Consider the following 18,079-nt stretch of genomic DNA (forward strand, 5'->3'; position numbering starts at 1 on the left):
CGCCCCGCCCGCATCCGCCGAGGGCTCCGACGCGTCGCCACGAAAGCCATGAACCCATGACCTCGCCCCGCCTCGAAAAGGGCGTGCTGACCAGTCCGGTGCAGCGCCCCGCTCCGCTGCGCGACAGCGTCTATGAGACCCTGCTGGAGCTGATCACGCGGCGTCGGCTGCCGCCCGGCCAGCACCTGGTCGAGAACGAGCTGGCCGAGCAGCTCGGCGTGTCCCGCCAGCCCGTGCGCGAGGCGCTGCAGCGGCTCAGCAACGAGGGCTGGGTCGACCTCCGCCCCGGCTACGGCGCGTTCGTCCACCAGCCCAGCGAGAGCGAGGCCGAGCAGCTGCTCGCCGTGCGCACGCTGCTGGAGACCGAGGCGGCGCGGCTGGCGGCGGCCTCCGCCACCCCCGAGGGCGTGGAGCGGCTGCGCGAGCTGTGGCGCGCGGGCGTGGCCGGGCTGGAGCGCGGCGACAGCGACGCGATGGTCGACCGCAACGCCGAACTCCACCGCTCCATCACCGAGCTGTCGGGCAACGCCGTGCTCGCCGGGCTCGCGGGCCAGGTCGCGCGGCGGGTGCGCTGGTACCACGGGCTGGTGGTCACCCAGCGCGGCCGGGAGTCCTGGGACGAGCACGAGCGCATCATCGACGCCATCGAGGCGGGCGACTCCGAGCGCGCGGCGGCCCTGATGCGTGAGCACACCGAGGCCACGCGGCTCGCCTACCACGAACGCGCGGCCGACGCCTCGGCCGAGGCGGAGAGCGACCGGGCCGCGGGGCTGTAGAGCCGTCCACGGCCCTGCCCGGGGGCGACCGGCCCGCTCCTTGCCCGGCGGTGTGCGGCGGCATGGCCTGATGGGTGCTCCCGCGCAGCGCGTGCCGACTGGAGCGGCCCGTAGGTCCGACCGCCACCCCCCCTGCGCCTGAGCGGCGGATCGGCGGCTCTTCCCGCCTCCTGTTCTCGCTGCCGCCGGCTCCGCGCATTCGGGTGGCGGGTGACGAATCCCCGCGGGGGAGCCGCCTCGGGGTCCGGAGTCCGGGGCGGGCCCGGTTTCTCCGCCGGGGCGGAAAACCGGCCGCCCCGTCCGCCGTGCTCCTGACCTCGGGAAACCCCTCCCGGAGCGCGCGCCCCGCGGACTGGGTCCGCGGAGAATCGCGCGGACACCTGGCGCGAATGTGGTCTGAGACACCACAATGAATGCCCGGCCCCCTGCGCGGGGGCTGCGGAGGCGTGCACCGTCCCGGGCGCCTTGGTGTCCGGGGCGGTCGTCAAGCTCCGGGGTCGGACTACCCCTGGGTCCGGCCCCGGTCGGCCTTGCCGCGGGTAGGGACGGGGATGCTGATTCGGCAGTTCGAGTACCTGGTCGCGCTGGCGCGGGAGCAGCACTTCGCGCGCGCGGCCGTGGCCTGCCACGTCTCCCAGCCGGCGCTGTCGGCCGGTATCCGCAAGCTCGAAAGCGAACTGGGCGTGCCCATCGTGCGGCGCGGGCACCGGTTCGAGGGCTTCACCCCCGAGGGCGAGCGCGTGCTGCGCTGGGCCGCGCGCGTGCTGGCCGACCGCGACGGCCTGGCCGCCGACGTCGCCACCATCCGCGCCGGCCACATCGGCACGCTGCGCGTGGGCGTCCTGCCCGAGGCCGCCGCCGCCTTCGGCGACGTCGCCGCGCCCTTCGGCGCGCGCCACCCCCGGGTGGCGCTGACCGTTCGGACGATGTCGGGCACCGAGATCCAGCACGGGCTGACCGACTTCACCATCGACTGCGGCGTCATCCGCGTGGCGCTGTCGCCCGCACGCGCGCGCGGCGGCAAGGCGGTGCTCTACCGCGAGCGGTTCGTGCTGGTCACCGCCGACCGCGACCGCTTCGCCGGGCGCGCCCGCGTGGACTGGGCCGACCTCGCCCACGTGCCCTTCTGCCGCCTGCTGCCCGACGCGTCGTGGCGGCACGTCGAGAAGGCCGTCGCCCTGACCACCGGCGCCGAGCCGGAGGTCCGCGTGGCCGTGGACTCCCCGGACGCGCTGTTCGCCCACATCCGCGCCGGCGGCGGCTGCGCGGTCCTCACCCACGCGTGGCTGCGCCCCACCGGGGTGCCCGAGGGCCTGCGGGTCATCCCCATGGCCGAGACGGGCGAGCCCACCGGCGTGGGGATCGTGGTGGCCGAGCGGCATCCCGAGCCCGTGCTGGCGGGTGAACTCATCGCGTTCGCGCGCACCGTGCCGCTCCAGGCGCGGCTGGACGCGCCGCTGGGTGCGGGCGCCGCGCTCGGGGACGACGGCGGCGAGGGCGCCGCCCCCTCGGCGGAGGGTGCGGGCGCGGTGCCCGGGCCCCGCGTCTCCAGCGGGGGGTGAGCGCCTGGGGTGGCGGCGCCTTCCGCCGCGGCCTGTTCCGGATCGAAAGGGGCGTGGGAAACAGACGTCCGTTTCCGGCTGCTTCGCGGGTGTCCGATTCCGTTCCGATCACGTTTGCGTGCGGGCGGTTCCGGTCGGCCGGCGCGGGCCCCGGCGGCGCCCTCGGCGGCGGGCGGCGCCGGCGGGGTGCGGACCCGGCGGCGGCCCCGTGCGAAGTGGTGGGATGATTCCGCCGCCCCGTCGCTGCCCGTAGCCGTCCAGCAGCGCGGACCTCCTGCCACGCGGGTTTCAGTCCGAGAGCGGCGGCGGATTCGGGCGTCCGCTACCGCCCCCACCGGAGGCGGCGCCGGTGTCCGCCCCGCACCAGGTCACCGGCGCGGAGCCGCGCGAGGCCCGCGCGCCGCGCCCGCCGGGGTGTGGCGTGGAGCACGCCGCGTCCAGGGAGAGCACAGGTTCTCCCACTATCGTGGTGCGCATGGCTTCCAACGACCACCGCGCAGAAAAGAGTCGCAGCACCCTTGATCCGGAGGAGATCGAGCGGCGGTCGGGTGGTGAAGCGGTCTCGGCCAGAACGGCCTCGGGGGGCAACGGGGCGCCCGTGCAGTCGGTCGACCGGGCTATCACGGTTCTGGAGATCCTCGCCCAGCACGGCGAGGCCGGGGTCACCGAGATCGCGGCCGAGCTGGGAGTCCACAAGTCCACGGCGTTCCGCCTGGTGGGAGCCCTGGAGCGGCGCGGACTGGTCGAGCAGCCCGGCCTGCGGGGCAAGTACCAGCTGGGGTTCGGCATCATCCGGCTGGCCGGAACCATGGCCGCCGGGCTCGACCTCACCCAGCAGAGCCGCCGCGTGTGCGAGGACCTCGCCTCCGACCTCGGCGAGACGGTGAACATCGCCATCCCCAGCGGCGACATGGTGGTCAACATCGACCAGGTCCGCGGCGCCTCGGCGGTCGTCAGCCAGAACTGGATCGGCCGGCAGAACCCCCTGCACTCCACCTCGACCGGCAAGGTGCTGCTGGCCCACATGCGGCCCACCGACCAGCGCCGTATCCTCCGCGGCCGCCTGGAGCGGCTCACGCCCGACACCATCACCGACCCCGACGTCCTGCGGGCGGAGATCGAGGAGATCCTGGAGCGCGGCTACGCCACGGCGGTCGAGGAGCTGGAGGTCGGCCTCAACGCGGTCGCCGCGCCGATCCGGGGGCTGACCGGCGAGGTCATCGCCGCCCTGAGCGCCTCCGGCCCCTCCTACCGGATGGACCGCGACAAGCTCGACACCATCGGCGAGACCGTCACCAAGGCCGCGATGGAGATCTCGATCCGCATGGGCCACATGGAGAGCCCCGGCGACTGATCCGACCGCCTCCCGCTCCTCCCGCCCGCTACCGCCTCACCCCTGCGCGGACCCCCGCGGGCCCTCGGCCGAGCCGATCGCGGCGGCCGCGATCCGGACGGCGCGCTCGACGACCTCCTCCGCCGGGGGCGCGATGTCGAGCGTGGCGCCCGGTTCGTCGTCGGCCAGCGGTTCCAGCGTGGCCTGCTGGGAGCGCAGCAGCGACTCGGGCATGAAGTGCCCCTTGCGCGCGTGCAGCCGCCGGGCCAGGGTCTCGGTGTCGCCGTCCAGGTGGAGGAACCGCACGTCGGCGGCCCGGGAGCGGAGGATGTCGCGGTAGGAGCGCTTGAGCGCCGAGCACGCGGTCACCGTGGACCGCCCCTGCCGGTCGTGCTCGCCGATCCACTCCGCCAGCGACTCCAGCCACGGCCGCCGGTCCTCGTCGGTCAGCGGCGTGCCCGCCGACATCTTGTCGATGTTGGCCTGGGGGTGGAACCGGTCGGCCTCGGCGAAGGGCAGCCCCAGCCGCTCGGCCACCGCCTCGGCGACCGTGCTCTTGCCGCTGCCCGAGACCCCCATCACGACGAAGTGCGTGGGGTGCGCGGCGGCCCCCGTGCTCCCGCCGGCTGTGCTGCCCGAGGCGTCTACGTTGTCTGACATGTCGGCTTCCGTCCCGTCTCCGTGCCCCGCGGCGCTCCGTGATCCGCCGGTGCGCGGGGCTCGTGTGCGTGCTGATTTGTGAAGGTGCGCGGCCTACGTACTAATAGTGTTATCAATGATGCGCTCCGCGGGGAGCGCCCCGTCCGCCGGCGAAGGAGACCGATGACCGACCACCACCGCACCCTGCACAACCGCGTGCTCGCGGAGGTGGGCCCGGCCATCGCCGCCGGAGAGTACGCCCCCGGCGCGGTCCTTACCCTGGACCGGCTGGCTCAGCGCTTCGGCGTCTCGCGGACCGTGGCCCGCGAGGCCGTGCGCGTGCTGGAGTCCATGCGCATGGTGGTCAGCCGCCCCCGCACCGGTGTGCGGGTGCGCCCCCAGGAGGAGTGGAGCGTCTTCGACCCCCAGCTCATCCGCTGGCGCCTGGCCGGGCCCCACCGCATCGCCCAGCTGCGGTCGCTGACCGAGCTGCGCGCGGCCGTGGAGCCGCCCGCCGCCGCTTTCGCGGCCCGCAGGGCCGCCCGCGAGGAACGGGAGCGCATCGTCGAGCTGAACGCCCGCATGGTCGCCACCGGGCGGAGTGGCGACCTGGAGGCGTTCCTGCACCTGGACATCGAGTTCCACCGCCGCATCCTGGAGCTGTCGCGCAACGAGATGTTCGCCGGGCTGTCGGGGGTGGTGGCCGAGGTGCTGACCGGCCGCACCGAGTACGACCTCATGCCCAATCTGCCCCGCCCCGAGGCGCTGCGCCTGCACACCCACGTCGCCGAGGCGATCGGCGGCGGCCTGGCCGACGTGGCCGAGGCCGCCATGCGCGCCATCGTGGACGAGGTGGTGACCGCGCTGGACGCGGCCGAGGAGCCGGCGGCGCCGTCCGCCGCGGGCTCCCCGGCCGAGGGTCCGGGCGCTACAGCACGAGGCTGAGCCCCGCCGCGAAGGCGAACCCGACCACGCCGATCAGCGTCTCCATCACCGTCCACGTGCGCAGGGTGGTCTTGGTGTCCATGCCCAGGAACCGTCCCACCAGCCAGAAGCCGGAGTCGTTGACGTGGGAGAGCACGGTGGAGCCGCAGGCGATGGCGATCACGATCAGCGACAGGTCCAGCGAGGACAGCCCGTCGGTGGCCTCCACCAGCGGCGCCACCAGGGCCGCCGTGGTGGTCAGCGCGACCGTGGCCGAGCCCTGCGCCACCCGCAGCGCGGTGGCGATCACGAACGCCGCCACGATCACCGGCAGCCCGGTGGCCTCCAGGCTGGAGGCCAGCGCCTCGCCGATGCCGCTGGTGCGCAGCACGCCGCCGAACATGCCGCCGGCGCCGGTGATGAGGATGATCGCGCAGACCGGGCCCAGGGCCTCGTTGGCGATGTCCTCGACCCGGCCGCGCCCGAACCGCCCGAAGGGCAGCACGACCATGGCCACCAGCGTGGTGATCAGCAGCGCCACCGGGGTCTGCCCGATCAGCACCAGCGCCTGCACCCAGGCGGCGTCCCCGCTGAGGGTGCCGGTGGTGACCAGGGTGGAGGCCCCGGTGTTGGCAAAGATCAGCAGCATCGGCATGAGCAGCACGCCCAGCACAGTCAGCAGGTGCGGCGGCCGCTGCCCGTCCTGTTCGCCGGAGGGGACGAGGTCGTCGGGCACCGGCAGGTCGAAGCGCCGGCCCGCGTAGCGGGAGAACAGGTAGCTGGCGATGTACCAGGTGGGGATCGCCAGCACGGTGCCGACGATGAGCGTGGTGCCCATGTTGGCGCCGATCAGGTCGGCGCCGGCCACCGGGCCGGGGTGCGGCGGCACGAACGCGTGCATCACGGCGAAGGCGCCGGCGGCCGGAAGCGCGTAGAACAGGACCGAGCCGCCCAGGCGCCGGGCCACGCTGAAGATGATCGGCAGCATGACGATCAGGCCGGCGTCGAAGAAGATCGGGAAGCCGAAGATCAGCGAGGCCACGCCCAGCGCGAAGCCCGCGCGGCGCTCGCCGAAGGCGCGGATGAGGGAGTTGGCCAGGACGGCGGCGCCGCCGGAGATCTCCAGCAGGCGGCCGATCATGACGCCCAGGCCCACCAGCAGGGCCACGCTGGCCAGGGTGCTGCCGAACCCCTCCAGGAGGGTGGGCACCACGTCCGCCAACGGGATGCGGGTGGCCAGTGCGGTGAGCAGGCTGACCAGGGTGAGCGCGACGAAGGCGTGCAGGCGCACCCAGATCACGAGTATCAGCAGGACGGCGATCGCCGCGGCCGCGATGAGCAGCAGCGGCACCGTGCCGTAGGCGGGTTCGATGGCTTCCACGGTGTGCCTTCCGCGAATGGGGACGGTCCGGCGCGCGGGGTGCGCGGGGCGCGGGTGTGACGTGCGCCGGAGGATGGCTGGGCACAATGGTAATACCATTTGTGAGCTTATGTGATCCCGGGCGTTCGGAATTGTTATCGACGCGGTGCGCGCCCCCGCGCCGGGCGGCCGACCAGCGCCGACCGTGCCGTGGGCCGCCCGCGCCGCCGCGGGCCGGGCCCGCCCCGCCGCTCCGCGCCCGCCGCCCCCGGGTGCCCGCGCCCCCCGTGCGCGCGGGCGCGGGCCTGTAGTCCGACCTCGGCGTTCGGTACGTTGGATGGTGCGCACCACCGGCGCGGCCCCCGCGCGGGGTAGTGCCCGCACCACCGGTGGCGGGGGAGTCGGCAGGGCTGACGCGGCGGTGCCCCGTTTAGCAGACTGTCCCCCGACAGCGGTGGTGAAGGCGAACGGGAAGAGCGGGGCGGATGCACAGGCTGATCAACCGGATACGGCCCTACCCGTGGGGAGCGCGGACCGCGATCCCGAGGCTGCTGGGTGTGGAGCCCGACGGCCGGCCGCAGGCCGAGCTGTGGCTGGGCGCCCACTACGGCGCCCCCAGCACCGTGGTCACCCCCGACGGCGCGTTCGCCTTCGCCGACGTCATCGCCGCCGCCCCCGCCGACATGCTCGGCGAGGCCACCCTCCGCCGCTTCGGCGAGCGGCTGCCGTTCCTGCTCAAGGTGCTGGCCGCCGAGGCCCCGCTGTCGCTGCAGGTCCACCCCGACGCCGAGCGCGCCCGCGCCGGGTTCGCCGCCGAGGAGGCCGCCGGCATCCCCGTCAACGCGCCCCACCGCAACTACCGCGACCCCTTCCACAAGCCCGAGCTGGTGCTGGCGCTGGAGCCGTTCGAGGCTTTGTGCGGATTCCGCGACCCCGCCGCCGCGCGCGCCGACCTGGAGGGTCTTGCCTGCGACCTGGCCGGGGTGCTGCGCCGCGACCTCGCCGACCCCGACCCCCACCGCGCGCTGCGCGCCGCCTTCACCCGGCTGCTCACCCTGGAGTCGGCCTGCGAGCGCGACGTCGGCGAGTTCGTCGCCGAGTGGAAGATGGCCGGCGCCGGCGCCCACCACGACACCATCGTGGAGCTGGCCGAGCGCTACCCCGGCGACCCCGGCGCCGTGGCCGCCCTGCTGCTCAACCGGGTCAGCCTGCGCCCCGGCGAGGCGCTGTTCCTGCCCGCCGGCAACGTGCACGCCTACCTGCGCGGCACGGCCGTGGAGGTCATGGCCAGCTCCGACAACGTGCTGCGCGCCGGGCTGACCGGAAAGCACGTCGACACCGCCGAGCTGCTGTCGGTCGTGGACTTCTCCGTGCTGCCGATTCCCTACTCCGGCCCCGTCGAGGTCGAGGGCCGCGCCGAGTTCCGGCCGGGGGTGCCCGAGTTCGCGCTGGCCACGCTGGGCCCCGGCCCGGTCGAGACCCGGCTTCCGGGCGGCGCGCCCGCCATCGCCCTGGCGCTGGAGGGCAGCGCCGACCTCGTGGCGGAGTCGGGCGACATGCTCACCCTGGCGCGCGGGGAGTCGGTGTTCGTGCCCGCCCGCAGCGGGCGGGTGAAGGTGCGCGGCGAGGGGCACCTGGTGGTGGCCACCGTGGGTCTCGCGCCCGGCGGCGCGTACGGGGCGGCCGCGGAACCCGCGGCGGAGTAGCGCGCGGGTCGCCGGACGCGCCGGGGCGGCGCCGTGTCCGCGACCGCTCGCGTACCCCGGTACGCTGAGACCTTCATCACGATCATGGCGAGGAGTGCCCTCATGACGCTCGAACGTCCCGTAGTCGACGTCGCCCCCGGACCTCCGCCGGCCGAGTTGGCGGTCTCCGACGTCACCATCGGCGACGGCCCCCAGGCGGGCTTCGGCTCGACCGTCGACGTCCACTACGTCGGCGTCGCCCACTCGACCGGCAAGGAGTTCGACGCCTCCTGGGAGCGCGGCGAGCCGCTGAGCTTCACGCTCGGCAAGCGGCAGGTGATCGAGGGCTGGGAGCAGGGCGTGCTGGGCATGCGCGTGGGCGGCCGGCGCCGGCTGGTCATCCCGCCGCACCTGGCCTACGGCGACCGGGGCGCCGGCGGGGTCATCGGCCCCGGCGAGACCCTGGTGTTCGTCGTGGACCTGGTCGACGTCCACTGAGCGCGGCCGCCGCGCCGGCGGCCGCCACCACGGCACCGCGCCCCGCCCGGAGCGGTCCGGACGGGGCGGGCATCGGCGCGCGCAACGCCACCGGCCCGGCGGCGCGGTCGCCGCGCGCGGCAGGCGGGGCTAGCGCAGGGTCTGGCCGACCTTCACGTGCCCCTTGAGCAGGTCGCGGGCGATGGTGCGCCGCTGGATCTCGTCGGTGCCCTCGAAGATCCGCAGCAGCCGCAGGTCGCGGTACCACCGCTCGATGGGGAGTTCGCGGGTGTAGCCCATGCCGCCGTGGATCTGCATCACCCGGTCGACGATCTCGTTGGCCTTGACGCCGCCGTAGAGCTTGGCGATGGACTGGGCGTGTCGGGAGTCGCGGCCCTGGTCGACCTGCCAGGCGGCGTGCAGCACCAGCAGCCGCAGCGCCTCGATCTCGGTCTGGGAGTCGGCGATCATCCACTGGATGGCCTGGCGCTCGGCGATGGGCGCGCCGAAGGTGTGCCGGGTCTTGGCGTAGTCGATGGCCATGGACAGCAGCCGCTCGCAGCCGCCCAGCGCGTTGGCCGGCAGCAGGAACCGGCCCTTGCCGATCCACTGCATGGCCAGTTTGAAGCCCCCGCCCAGTTCGCCGAGGATGTTGGCCTCGGGCACCCGGACGTCCTCGAACACCAGGGAGGCCGGGCGGCGCTCGCCCATGGTGTCGATGGGCTCGGAGGTCCACCCGGCGTCGCGGTCGACCAGGAAGCAGGTGACCCCGCCGTCGGCGCCGCGCTCGGGGTCGGTGACCGCGAACACCATGGCGAAGTCGGCCTCGTTGCCGCCGGTGATGAACGTCTTCTCGCCGTTGATCACCCAGTCGCCGCCGTCCTTGACCGCGCGGGTGCGGATGGCCTTGGCGTCGGATCCGGCGCCGGGCTCGGTGATGGCGAAGCACGAGCGGCGCTCGCCGGAGATCGTGGGCAGCAGGTAGCGCTGCTTCTGGTCCTCGTCGGCGTGGTAGAGGATGTTGTCGGCCTCGCCGCCGAACTTGAAGCTCAGGAAGGTGCGGCCCAGTTCGATCTCGATGAGCGCGGCGGTGACCGAGTCCAGGCCCATGCCGCCGTACTCCACGGGGGTCTGCACGCCCCAGAAGTCGGACTTGCGGGCCAGGGCCCGCAGGTCGCGCACCTCGTCGGCGGTGAGGCCCGGCTGCGCGCCCTCCCGCTCGCGACGCAGCACCTCGTTCTCCAGCGGCATGAGTTCGCGCTCGACGAACGTGCGCACCCACGCCTGGATCTCCCGCTGCTCCTCGGTCAGCCCGAAGTCGACCATCTCAACCCCTTAACCTAACGCTGTTCGGTTTTGAATGTAGGGGCTGGAGCGCCGCCTCGGCAAGGGCCGGGGCGGGGGCCTCCGCGCGGCGGCGGCGGGCATGGCAGGATCGCAGGCACGACCGCCGCAGGTCCGGGGCGGTGCGGGCCGCACCGCCCCCAGCCGTCGGACAAGGCCGAACCGAACCAGGAGGACACCGGATGGCCCGACCCAGGACCCCCATCCTGAGCGTGAGCGGGATCCGCGCGGCGGCGCTGGCCGTGATCGACCGCGAGGGGCTGGCGGCGCTGTCCATGCGCCGGCTGGCCCAGGAGTTGGACGTCCAGGCGGCGTCGCTCTACAGCCACTACCGCACCAAGGAGGACCTGCTCGCCGACATCGCCAACGAGATCATGGCCGAGGTCGACGTGTCGGGGTTCGCCACCGGCGACTGGCGCCACGGGCTGACGGTGTGGGCGCGCTCCTACCGCGCCGCCCTCGCCGCCCACCCCAACCTGGTGCCGGTGATCGCCCACGGCCCCGGCCGCCGCGAGGCGGCGTTGCGCCGCGCCGACGCCGTGCACGGCGGCCTGGTGTCGGCGGGCTGGCCCGCGCGGCACGCCACCATGATCGGCGCCTCCACCAAGTACCTGGTGGTGGGCGCGGCCATCAACTCCTTCGCCCGCGGGTTCGACGCCGACGTGCAGGTCTACCGCGACCGCTACCCCAACCTCTCCCAGGCGCACCGGCTCGCCGAGCACGCCGCCGAGATCGACCGCGACAGCTTCGAACTGGCGCTGTCGGCGTTCCTGGACGGGCTCTCGCGCATCTACGAGGGGCTGGGCGCGGACACCGGGCGCTGAGCCCGGCGGGCGAGGCCCCGTCGAGGGCCGGGACACCGGCCGGGGGCGGGCGGGGCGCCGGCCCGGCACCGCATCCGGCGTCAGGACAGGCCCGACAGCGCGCCCGACTCCTCCAGGTCCTCGATCGCCGCGTCCAGGCGCGGCGCCGCCAGCCGGGAGTAGGTGGCGGTGAGGTGCTGGCTGTCGCGGTAGACCATCACGTTGCCGATCACCGGCAGGCACTCGCCGCCCAGGCACAGCGCGTCGGTGAGGTCCACGACGTCGGCCTCGGGCGCGTTGCCCGCCGCCAGCAGCTGGGGGTCCTGGTCGGCGAAGGCGTCGGCGCGGTCGCGGGCGCAGGCGGCGGGGGCGGCGGCGTTCTCGGAGACGCACTCGGGCAGGCGGGCGCCCATGCGCGGGGTGTCGCGGATGGCCACCACGTCGGTCCCGGCCTCCTCCAGCGGCGCCCACAGCTCGTTCATCCCGGCGGCGATGTCGGTGCTGCCCGCCTCGGGGAACGCGGCGCCGGCGGCCCGAGACCGGGCGCTGGAGCTGGTGAACACCACGTCGGGGCGCACCTCCTCGGTCAGCTCGGCCAGCACCGAGGCGTTCCAGTCGGCGCACTCGGTGTAGTCGCGGCCGTCGGCCGGGTGCTCCAGCAGGGTGGTGGTGAACGCGCAGGAGGACTTGGCGTAGATGTGCAGCCGCCAGCCGCGCTCGCGGGCGATCTCGCGCAGTGCCGGGACCCAGTGGGCGGCGTGGGAGTCGCCGGTGACCGCGACGGTGGTGTCGGCGTCGGCCGGGCCGTAGACGCACGAGCGCAGCTCGGTCAGCCGGGGCGACGCCTGGCAGCGCTCGAACACGTCGGGCAGGTCCTCGTCGGCGGCCACCGGTGCGGGGTAGATCGGGACGTCGGGGGAGCCGGTGGGGTCGGCGGTGCCCAGCGCCGAGGGGCCGACGTGGCGCACGGGGTCGAACTCCACGCCGCGCAGGTGGTCGTAGCGGGCGTACTGGCCGGCGGCGATCAGCCCCACCAGCAGCGACGCGCACACCGCGAACGCGGCGGCCGCGCGGCCGGTGCGCAGCAGGCCGAACCGGCGCACCGGGTCCTCCACGGCGACCTTGGTGGCCCAGGCCAGCAGGAAGGAGGCCGCCAGCACGAGCGCGCCGTGCAGGGGGCCCAGGCGGGTGGAGTCGGTGAGGCTGAGGGCGAAGACGATCAGCGGCCAGTGCCACAGGTACAGGGCGTAGGAGATGTCGCCGACGAACCGGGCGGGCGGGCTGGAGAGGACCTGGTAGGAGGAGAGGCGCCGCCCGTTGTGCCCGGCGGCGATGACGGCGGCCGCGCCCAGCACGGGCAGCAGCGCCGTCCAGCCGGGGAAGGGCGTGGCGTCGCTGTAGTACCAGGCGGCGGCGCCGATGGCGGCCAGTCCGGCCCAGCCCAGGACCCACCGCAGCGCGGCGGGGACCTCGCGGCGGCTGAGGACGATCGCGAGCACGCCGCCCACCGCCAGCTCCCACATGCGGGTCTGCGGCAGGAAGTAGGACTGCTGGGGGCTGCCGGAGGTCAGCACGACGGAGCAGGCCAGCGAGGCGGCGGCCAGGATCAGGGTGGCGGCCAGGAGCGCGCGCACGGTGCGCAGGCGGGGCGGCAGGGCGGCCCAGCCCACGAACAGCAGCGGCCACAGCAGGTAGAACTGCTCCTCCACGGCCAGGGACCAGAAGTGCTGGACCGGGCTGGCGACCGCCTCGGCGGCGAGGTAGTCCACGGCCTGGTCGGCCAGGAACAGGTTCTCGACGTAGAACGCGCTCGCGGCCAGCTGCATCGCGGTGTCCAGGAGGCGGAACTCCGGCAGGAGCACGAAGGACAGCGCACCGGTGACGGCCAGCACCAGGGCGGCGGCGGGGAGGATGCGCCGGATGCGGCGCACGTAGAAGCCGGCCAGGGACACCCGGCCGGTCTCGCCGGCCTCGCGCAGCAGCAGCGTGGTGATGAGGAAGCCGGAGATCACGAAGAACACGTCGACGCCGACGTAGCCGCCGGGCAGCAGGTCGTGGTCGACGTGGTAGATCAGCACCAGCAGCACCGCCACCGCGCGCAGCCCCTGCACCTCGGGCAGGAACCGGCGCGCGGCGGGGGAGGAGCCGGTGGACGCGGGGGCGGCGAGGGTGCGGGTGTCGGCGGTCACCGGGCGCGGTCTCCGTTCTCCAGAGGGCGGAGGACGACGCGGCCCGCTGCTCCCGCACCGGGGACGGCGGGCCGCGTCGCCAGGCGTCCCGAGGGGATGCCCCGCAGTCGCCTGTCCGAACGTCCGACGAATTCTCTCAGCAAATTCCCAGGAACGCATCCGCCCCGGCCACGGCGGGTGTTCCACCGGTGACCGGGGCGGACGCGTTGGCGGGCGCGGGTCCGCGCGGCGGGGGCCGCCGCGCGCGCCGAACGGGCCGCGTGGACCGCGCGCGGGGGTTTAGGCGATGTCGCCGCCCTTAGACTCGACCTTCCCGAGGGCGCCGGGGCCGGTCGTCAGCCCCTTGCGGGCCGCCTGCCACGCGGGGTCGCCGGGGTACAGGCGCGTGCGCATGTAGGCCGCGGTCAGCAGTTGCACGGCGGCGACGCGCTCGGGGCTGTCGTCGGTGGTCTCGGCGACGTCGTAGCCCGAGACGCCGCCCAGCCCGTGCTCGGCACCGAAGAAGGTGAGCAGGGTCTTGGGGCCGGGGGAGAGGCGGTAGGGGTCGGCGTGCCACTCGGGGCCGGCGACGGTCAGGTGGGGGGAGTCGTCCTTGTCGCCGACGACCACGAGCGCGGGCGCGGCCATGCGGGAGAAGTCCGTGCTGCGGAGGAAGGGGTAGTTCTCGGCGGCGGTCGGGTTGAGGGCGTCGCCGCCCCGGCCGGTCCCGGTCAGCACCACGCCGGCCGTGATGCGCGGCTCGGACAGGTCGGGCTCCGATCCGTCGTCGGGGTCGGTGGTCCGGGCGCCCAGCAGCAGGCTCGTGGTGTGCCCGCCCATGGAGTGCCCGGCCGCGGCCACCCTGCTCCAGTCCACGCGCCCGCGCAGGTGGGGCGCTGCGGCCTCGATCGCGTCGGCCGCGTCCAGGATCCGGGTCATGTCCTCGGCGCGCTGCCGCCAGAAGAGCGGGGCGCCGGGGGTGTCGGCGGGCAGGCTCAGGGACCGCGAGCTGAGGTGGGTGGGCTGGACCACGAGGAACCCGTGCGCGGCCCAGAAGTCGGCGAGCGGCGCGTAGCCGTTGAGGGAGGAGAGGTGGTGGGACCAGCCGTGGCCGTGGGAGAGCAGGATGACGGGCAGGTCGTCGCCGGTCACGGGGGCCGAGACCCGCAGTTCCAGGTCCACGGCCCGGCCGGGGGCGGGCAGGGTCACCGGGGCGAGGGAGAGGACGGGGGCGGGCGGGCCGAGGAGTTCGGCGGCGCGGGCGGCGGTGGACGAAACACTCATGATGCGCACTTCCGTTGCAGGCCCCGGACGGCCCGCCGAGTCGAACTCGACGGCCACCGAGGAGGAGGGGAGCCCGACTCGGACGGCCGTGGCCACCCAAGCGGAACTCTGTTCCGCTTGAACATACGGAACCATGTTCCGTTTTGTCAACGCGAAGAACAACCGCGGCCCGGGAGTGGTCGGTCGGGAGTGTGAGGGAGTGGAGGCGGGGGAGTGGGGCCGGGGGAGTTGCAGAGAAAAAGTGAGGGCCGCCGGGCCTGGCATCCCGGCGGCCCTCGTGCGCGGGGCGGCCGTCTCCCCTCCAGCGAGTCAGCCGCCGCGCGCGGGGGGTGGCTGGGTCAGGCCGGCGAGTGCCGCGTCCACGTCGTCGGCGAGGATGCGGGCGTGCCCGCCGGGGGTCCGCAGGGCGCGGAGTTGGCCTGTTCTCACCCACCGGGTGACGGTCTTGGGGTCCACGCGGAACAGGCGTGCCACCTCGGTGGTGGTGTAGAGGCGGGGCGGTCGGGCGGTGCCGTGCGTCTCGGGCATGGGGCCGGGTCTCCGTGTTGGGGCGGGAGAGTGCAGGAGGGAAAGTGGGGGCCGCCGGGCCTGGCATCCCGGCGGCCCTCGTGCGCGGGGCGGCCGTCTCCCCCTCCCGGTGAGTCGGCCGCCGCGCGCGGGGGGTGGCTTGTCGGTCGGCCTACATGTCCAGCGGGGCGGGGCGCCAGGAGAGGGTGTAGTAGATCCCGCACCCGAGGGCGCGCGGCCCCCACGTGTCGGCGAAGCCCGCGATCAGGGCCAGCCCGCGCCCGTGCTCGTCCAGGGCGCCGGCCTGGACGGGGACGGGGTTGGTCGCCGCGCCGTCGTCCTCGACCTCGACGGTGAGGTGGCCGGGGATGGCGCGGATGTGGACGGTAAAGGTTCCTTGGCGTCCGCTGGCGGTGTGGACGACGGCGTTCGTCGCGGCCTCGGAGCACAGCAGAACGGCGGTCGCCTGGGTGTCGTCGGGAACGCTGAGCCGCGAGGCCCCGAGCATGAGTTCCAGCCACCGCCGCGCCTCGGGAACCATTCGCCGATGACCGGCGAAAGTACGCGAAGTGGCGAGAACGGTCATGGCCGCCGCCGGAATTGTGAGCTTGCCGGTGCCGAATAGGGCACTTGCGGGCGTATAGGGTTCATCTTGGGTTTCCACCTGGCTCCTCCCAGGTTTGGGGACCAAGGCCCTGTTCGGTGCTGTCACACCGGCAGGGCCATCCGTGTTTCTGAGGTGCTGTGATCACCACAGTGCTGGAGGAGGAGCAGTCGCGCTACGGGCGCCATTGGCGACTCAAAGATTCTCGATTCCGGTGGCGCGGGGTGGCACGTTGGTGGTCATCTAGTGTCAAGGAGTGGGAAGCTTGGTGGAAGGCGGTGGCGATGACACGTAAAAACCTCAACCCAGTTTGGAAGCGCTACTTCTGAGGTGCGGAAATGCCGTGGAAGCTTCGGCTGGAACCAAGAACAACTTGGAAAACGCGTTGGCCTCTCGTCGTCCTCAATCAGCCTCATTGAGACCGGTTTACTCAAGCCGCAGCAGGACCACGCCGCCGCCCTGGATCAGGCGCTTGAAGCGGGCGGTCGGTTGCTGCGAACGTGGGAGAACTACAGCAGTCAGGGGCTGCTGCCACCAGGCTTTGAGAAGTACAGCGATCTCGAAAGCAAGGCCCTTGAACTGCACGAATACCACGGTGTGCTTGTGCCTGGCCTGGTGCAGACCCCCGACTACGCTCGGGCGCTGGTCATCGCCACTCAGCCCTGGGCGACCGAAGAGACGATCGATCGCTTCGTCCGTACGAGGTTGGAGCGACAGCAGGCGATCTTTGAACGCTCTGACCGGCCGCTAGTCTTAGTAGTACTGGACGAGGACGTGGTTCGTCGGGTCGTGGGGGACGAGGCTGTCATGAAGGCACAGCTTGAACACCTCATCGACTTCGCCGAAGCGCGAAAGGTGCGTCTCCAGGTCGTTCCTCGGAGCGTCAGGTTCCATCCCGGGCTCTCCGGGCCGTTTCGGATCTACGTGTTCGACGGTAGGCCGACCGTGGCTTCCTGCGAGTACTTCTTCGATGAGCAGATCATAGAGACGGAAGCCCAAGTCCGGCGGTGCGTCGCTACCTTTGACGTGCTCCAGGGGGAGGCGCTTCCGCCTGGAAGCAGCCTTGATCTGGTCCGGCAGGTACTAGGAGGTCTCCGTGACGGAACATCGTGAGTGGCACAAGAGCAGCTACAGCAACGGCAATGGGGCGAGTTGCGTGGAGGTCCGTGAGACCCCTCGGGCGGTCAGTGTCCGTGACACCCAGAACCGCAACCTGGGGCACCTCGCCTTCTCCCCAGATGAGTGGTCGGCGTTCCTCCTGGCGGTGAAGACCACCGACCTGTAGCCCTCATACATGCGACAACCCCCTTCGGCCGACGTGGCGGTGGCCGGAGGGGGTTTTCTGGAGGAAAGACGTGACGCGTGCTGTCCACGCCCCTTCGGTGGCGCTTGCCGATCGGCTTGTCGAGGCGGGTGTGTTGGAGCCCGAGGGCGCTCTCATCGACGCGTTCCGGCGGGTCGACCGGGGTGCGTTCGTTCCCGCCTTCGCCCTCTTCGACCACACCCCGCAGGGCACCCGGTACCGGCTCGTGCGCGGCGACCGTGCCGAGCAGCGCGAGGAGTGGGCCGCCCACGTCTACGCCGACGAGACGCTGGTCATCGAGATCAACGGCACGCCTGTCGTGGAGGCCCTCCCCCAGGGAACCGGCAAGGGCCGCTGGACCAGCTCCTCGACCATGCCCGGCCTCATGGCCCGGCTGCTCGGCGAACTCGACCTGGCCGGTGGAGAGCGCGTCTTGGAGATCGGAGCCGGTTCCGGGTACAACGCCGCGATCCTGTGCGAGGTGCTCGGCTCCCAGCGGGTGACCAGTGTCGACATCTCGCCGCGCCTGGTCGCCTACGCCGCCGACCGGCTCGACCGCTCCGGCTACACGCCCGTCACCGCCGTCTGCGACGGCCACCTGGGCTATCCCGAACGCGCACCCTACGACCGGATCATCGCCACCACCGCCTTCACCCATGTCCCTCCGGCCTGGCTCGGTCAGGTGGTGCCCGGTGGACGTGTGCTCGTCAACGTCGCGGGCGGTACCGGCGGCGCCATGGTCGAGCTCGACGTGCGCGGCGACGGAACCGCGACGGGACGCTTCCTCCCGCAGTGGTCGGGCTTCATGCCGGCCCGGAGCCACTCCCCGCACACGCGCACCACCGTTGACGACGACGGAGAGGACGGCTGGACGGCGCTGGACCCCGCCGCCGTGCGCGACCCCGCCATGGCGTTCGTGGCCCAACTCGCCTCGGGCGACGCCGAGACCCTCCTCAAGAAGGCCGACGACGGCACCGACTTCCTCTTCATGGAGGGCGGAGACGGTTCGTGGGCGGAGATCGACCTGGCACCGGTCGAGAGCGGCCGGTTCCGCGTGGTGCAAGGCGGCCCCCGGCGGCTGTGGACGGCGGTGGAGGAGGCCCACCGGTGGTGGACCGCCAACGGCGCACCCGACTGGAGCGCCTTCGGCGCCACCGTCACCCCGAACGAGCAGTACGTCTGGTTCGGCTCGGCGGACGGCGACCGGCGCTGGCCGCTGCCCCTCCCGCCCGGGCGGGGCTGACCGTTCGGCAGGCATGACCCGGTGACAACCCCCTCCGGCCGGCGTGGCGGCGGCCGGAGGGGGTTTC

Annotated in this window: 17 protein-coding genes; 10 read left to right on the plus strand and 7 right to left on the minus strand. The window is 73.4% G+C overall.

Annotated features, from left to right (window positions below; genetic code table 11):
* The first annotated feature begins 56 nt into the window (after window positions 1–56).
* The 3 genes from HNR12_RS27430 (at window position 57) to HNR12_RS27440 (ending at window position 3,692) form a co-directional block, all read left to right on the plus strand.
* Window positions 57–776: a GntR family transcriptional regulator gene (locus tag HNR12_RS27430; protein ID WP_179770250.1), complete on the plus strand. Its 720-nt coding sequence runs from the start codon at window positions 57–59 to the stop codon at window positions 774–776.
* A 551-nt stretch (window positions 777–1,327) separates the two neighbouring features.
* Window positions 1,328–2,338, plus strand: a complete 1,011-nt coding sequence (locus HNR12_RS27435; protein WP_179770251.1) for a LysR family transcriptional regulator — start codon at window positions 1,328–1,330, stop codon at window positions 2,336–2,338.
* Between the two features lie 598 nt (window positions 2,339–2,936).
* The gene (locus HNR12_RS27440) at window positions 2,937–3,692 is read left to right on the plus strand and encodes an IclR family transcriptional regulator (RefSeq protein WP_179770941.1); all 756 of its coding nucleotides are present in this window, start codon (window positions 2,937–2,939) and stop codon (window positions 3,690–3,692) included.
* Between the two features lie 36 nt (window positions 3,693–3,728).
* Here HNR12_RS27440 and HNR12_RS27445 read toward each other — a convergent pair whose 3' ends face one another.
* Window positions 3,729–4,250 (minus strand): gluconokinase, encoded by a 522-nt coding sequence (locus HNR12_RS27445; protein WP_246425838.1) that lies wholly within the window; start codon window positions 4,248–4,250, stop codon window positions 3,729–3,731.
* A gap of 243 nt (window positions 4,251–4,493) precedes the next feature.
* On the opposite strand from HNR12_RS27445, the gene HNR12_RS27450 reads away from it, so the two are divergent.
* Window positions 4,494–5,255: a FadR/GntR family transcriptional regulator gene (locus HNR12_RS27450; RefSeq protein WP_179770253.1), complete on the plus strand. Its 762-nt coding sequence runs from the start codon at window positions 4,494–4,496 to the stop codon at window positions 5,253–5,255.
* Here HNR12_RS27450 and HNR12_RS27455 read toward each other — a convergent pair.
* A complete protein-coding gene (locus HNR12_RS27455) occupies window positions 5,239–6,615 on the minus strand; it encodes a GntP family permease (RefSeq protein WP_179770254.1) in 1,377 nt (458 codons plus the stop codon). The two genes, HNR12_RS27450 and HNR12_RS27455, sit on opposite strands and share 17 nt — an antisense overlap.
* A gap of 464 nt (window positions 6,616–7,079) precedes the next feature.
* Here HNR12_RS27455 and manA point away from each other — a divergent pair, with 464 nt between their 5' ends.
* The gene (gene manA, locus HNR12_RS27460) at window positions 7,080–8,300 is read left to right on the plus strand and encodes a mannose-6-phosphate isomerase, class I (RefSeq protein WP_179770255.1); all 1,221 of its coding nucleotides are present in this window, start codon (window positions 7,080–7,082) and stop codon (window positions 8,298–8,300) included.
* 102 nt (window positions 8,301–8,402) lie between these two features.
* Window positions 8,403–8,777, plus strand: coding sequence for an FKBP-type peptidyl-prolyl cis-trans isomerase (locus HNR12_RS27465; protein WP_179770256.1), 375 nt, complete (start codon window positions 8,403–8,405; stop codon window positions 8,775–8,777).
* Between the two features lie 129 nt (window positions 8,778–8,906).
* Here the strand turns inward: HNR12_RS27465 and HNR12_RS27470 are convergent, their stop codons facing one another.
* A complete protein-coding gene (locus tag HNR12_RS27470; RefSeq protein ID WP_179770257.1) occupies window positions 8,907–10,082 on the minus strand; it encodes an acyl-CoA dehydrogenase family protein in 1,176 nt (391 codons plus the stop codon).
* Window positions 10,083–10,282: 200 nt separating this feature from the next.
* Here HNR12_RS27470 and HNR12_RS27475 point away from each other — a divergent pair, with 200 nt between their 5' ends.
* Window positions 10,283–10,924, plus strand: a complete 642-nt coding sequence (locus HNR12_RS27475) for a TetR/AcrR family transcriptional regulator (RefSeq protein ID WP_179770258.1) — start codon at window positions 10,283–10,285, stop codon at window positions 10,922–10,924.
* Between the two features lie 80 nt (window positions 10,925–11,004).
* Here the strand turns inward: HNR12_RS27475 and HNR12_RS27480 are convergent, their stop codons facing one another.
* The 4 genes from HNR12_RS27480 to HNR12_RS27495 form a co-directional block, all read right to left on the minus strand.
* A complete protein-coding gene (locus tag HNR12_RS27480; RefSeq protein WP_308251302.1) occupies window positions 11,005–13,092 on the minus strand; it encodes an acyltransferase family protein in 2,088 nt (695 codons plus the stop codon).
* Between the two features lie 279 nt (window positions 13,093–13,371).
* Window positions 13,372–14,355 (minus strand): alpha/beta hydrolase family protein, encoded by a 984-nt coding sequence (locus HNR12_RS27485; RefSeq protein WP_179770260.1) that lies wholly within the window; start codon window positions 14,353–14,355, stop codon window positions 13,372–13,374.
* 309 nt (window positions 14,356–14,664) lie between these two features.
* Window positions 14,665–14,883 carry a helix-turn-helix domain-containing protein gene (locus tag HNR12_RS27490; protein ID WP_179770261.1) on the minus strand — a complete coding sequence of 73 codons (219 nt, stop codon included), beginning with the start codon at window positions 14,881–14,883 and terminating at the stop codon, window positions 14,665–14,667.
* 151 nt (window positions 14,884–15,034) lie between these two features.
* Window positions 15,035–15,403, minus strand: coding sequence for an ATP-binding protein (locus tag HNR12_RS27495; protein ID WP_179770262.1), 369 nt, complete (start codon window positions 15,401–15,403; stop codon window positions 15,035–15,037).
* Between the two features lie 393 nt (window positions 15,404–15,796).
* Here HNR12_RS27495 and HNR12_RS27500 point away from each other — a divergent pair, with 393 nt between their 5' ends.
* The 3 genes from HNR12_RS27500 to tgmC all read left to right on the plus strand — a co-directional run bounded on the left by HNR12_RS27500 (window position 15,797) and on the right by tgmC (window position 18,012).
* On the plus strand, window positions 15,797–16,579 hold the full coding sequence (locus HNR12_RS27500; RefSeq protein ID WP_179770263.1) for a DUF5753 domain-containing protein: 783 nt from the start codon (window positions 15,797–15,799) through the stop codon (window positions 16,577–16,579).
* Window positions 16,563–16,751: a DUF397 domain-containing protein gene (locus tag HNR12_RS27505; protein ID WP_179770264.1), complete on the plus strand. Its 189-nt coding sequence runs from the start codon at window positions 16,563–16,565 to the stop codon at window positions 16,749–16,751. The genes HNR12_RS27500 and HNR12_RS27505 overlap by 17 nt, the downstream gene beginning before the upstream one ends.
* Window positions 16,752–16,848: 97 nt before the next feature.
* A complete protein-coding gene (gene tgmC, locus HNR12_RS27510; protein ID WP_338119853.1) occupies window positions 16,849–18,012 on the plus strand; it encodes an ATP-grasp peptide maturase system methyltransferase in 1,164 nt (387 codons plus the stop codon).
* Window positions 18,013–18,079: the final 67 nt, after the last annotated feature.

Source organism: Streptomonospora nanhaiensis (genome assembly GCF_013410565.1).
Classification (GTDB): Bacteria; Actinomycetota; Actinomycetes; order Streptosporangiales; family Streptosporangiaceae; genus Streptomonospora; species Streptomonospora nanhaiensis.

Bases quoted from the DNA above. Each gene is read 5' to 3' on its own strand.
- HNR12_RS27430 (WP_179770250.1), top strand. From the start codon at position 57: ATGACCTCGCCCCGCCTCGAAAAGGGCGTGCTGACCAGTCCGGTGCAG.
- HNR12_RS27435 (WP_179770251.1), top strand. From the start codon at position 1,328: ATGCTGATTCGGCAGTTCGAGTACCTGGTCGCGCTGGCGCGGGAGCAG.
- HNR12_RS27445 (WP_246425838.1), bottom strand. From the start codon at position 4,250: ATGGGGGTCTCGGGCAGCGGCAAGAGCACGGTCGCCGAGGCGGTGGCC.
- HNR12_RS27450 (WP_179770253.1), top strand. From the start codon at position 4,494: ATGACCGACCACCACCGCACCCTGCACAACCGCGTGCTCGCGGAGGTG.
- manA (WP_179770255.1), top strand. From the start codon at position 7,080: ATGCACAGGCTGATCAACCGGATACGGCCCTACCCGTGGGGAGCGCGG.
- HNR12_RS27465 (WP_179770256.1), top strand. From the start codon at position 8,403: ATGACGCTCGAACGTCCCGTAGTCGACGTCGCCCCCGGACCTCCGCCG.
- HNR12_RS27470 (WP_179770257.1), bottom strand. From the start codon at position 10,082: ATGGTCGACTTCGGGCTGACCGAGGAGCAGCGGGAGATCCAGGCGTGG.
- HNR12_RS27475 (WP_179770258.1), top strand. From the start codon at position 10,283: ATGGCCCGACCCAGGACCCCCATCCTGAGCGTGAGCGGGATCCGCGCG.
- HNR12_RS27485 (WP_179770260.1), bottom strand. From the start codon at position 14,355: ATGAGTGTTTCGTCCACCGCCGCCCGCGCCGCCGAACTCCTCGGCCCG.
- HNR12_RS27490 (WP_179770261.1), bottom strand. From the start codon at position 14,883: ATGCCCGAGACGCACGGCACCGCCCGACCGCCCCGCCTCTACACCACC.
- HNR12_RS27495 (WP_179770262.1), bottom strand. From the start codon at position 15,403: ATGGTTCCCGAGGCGCGGCGGTGGCTGGAACTCATGCTCGGGGCCTCG.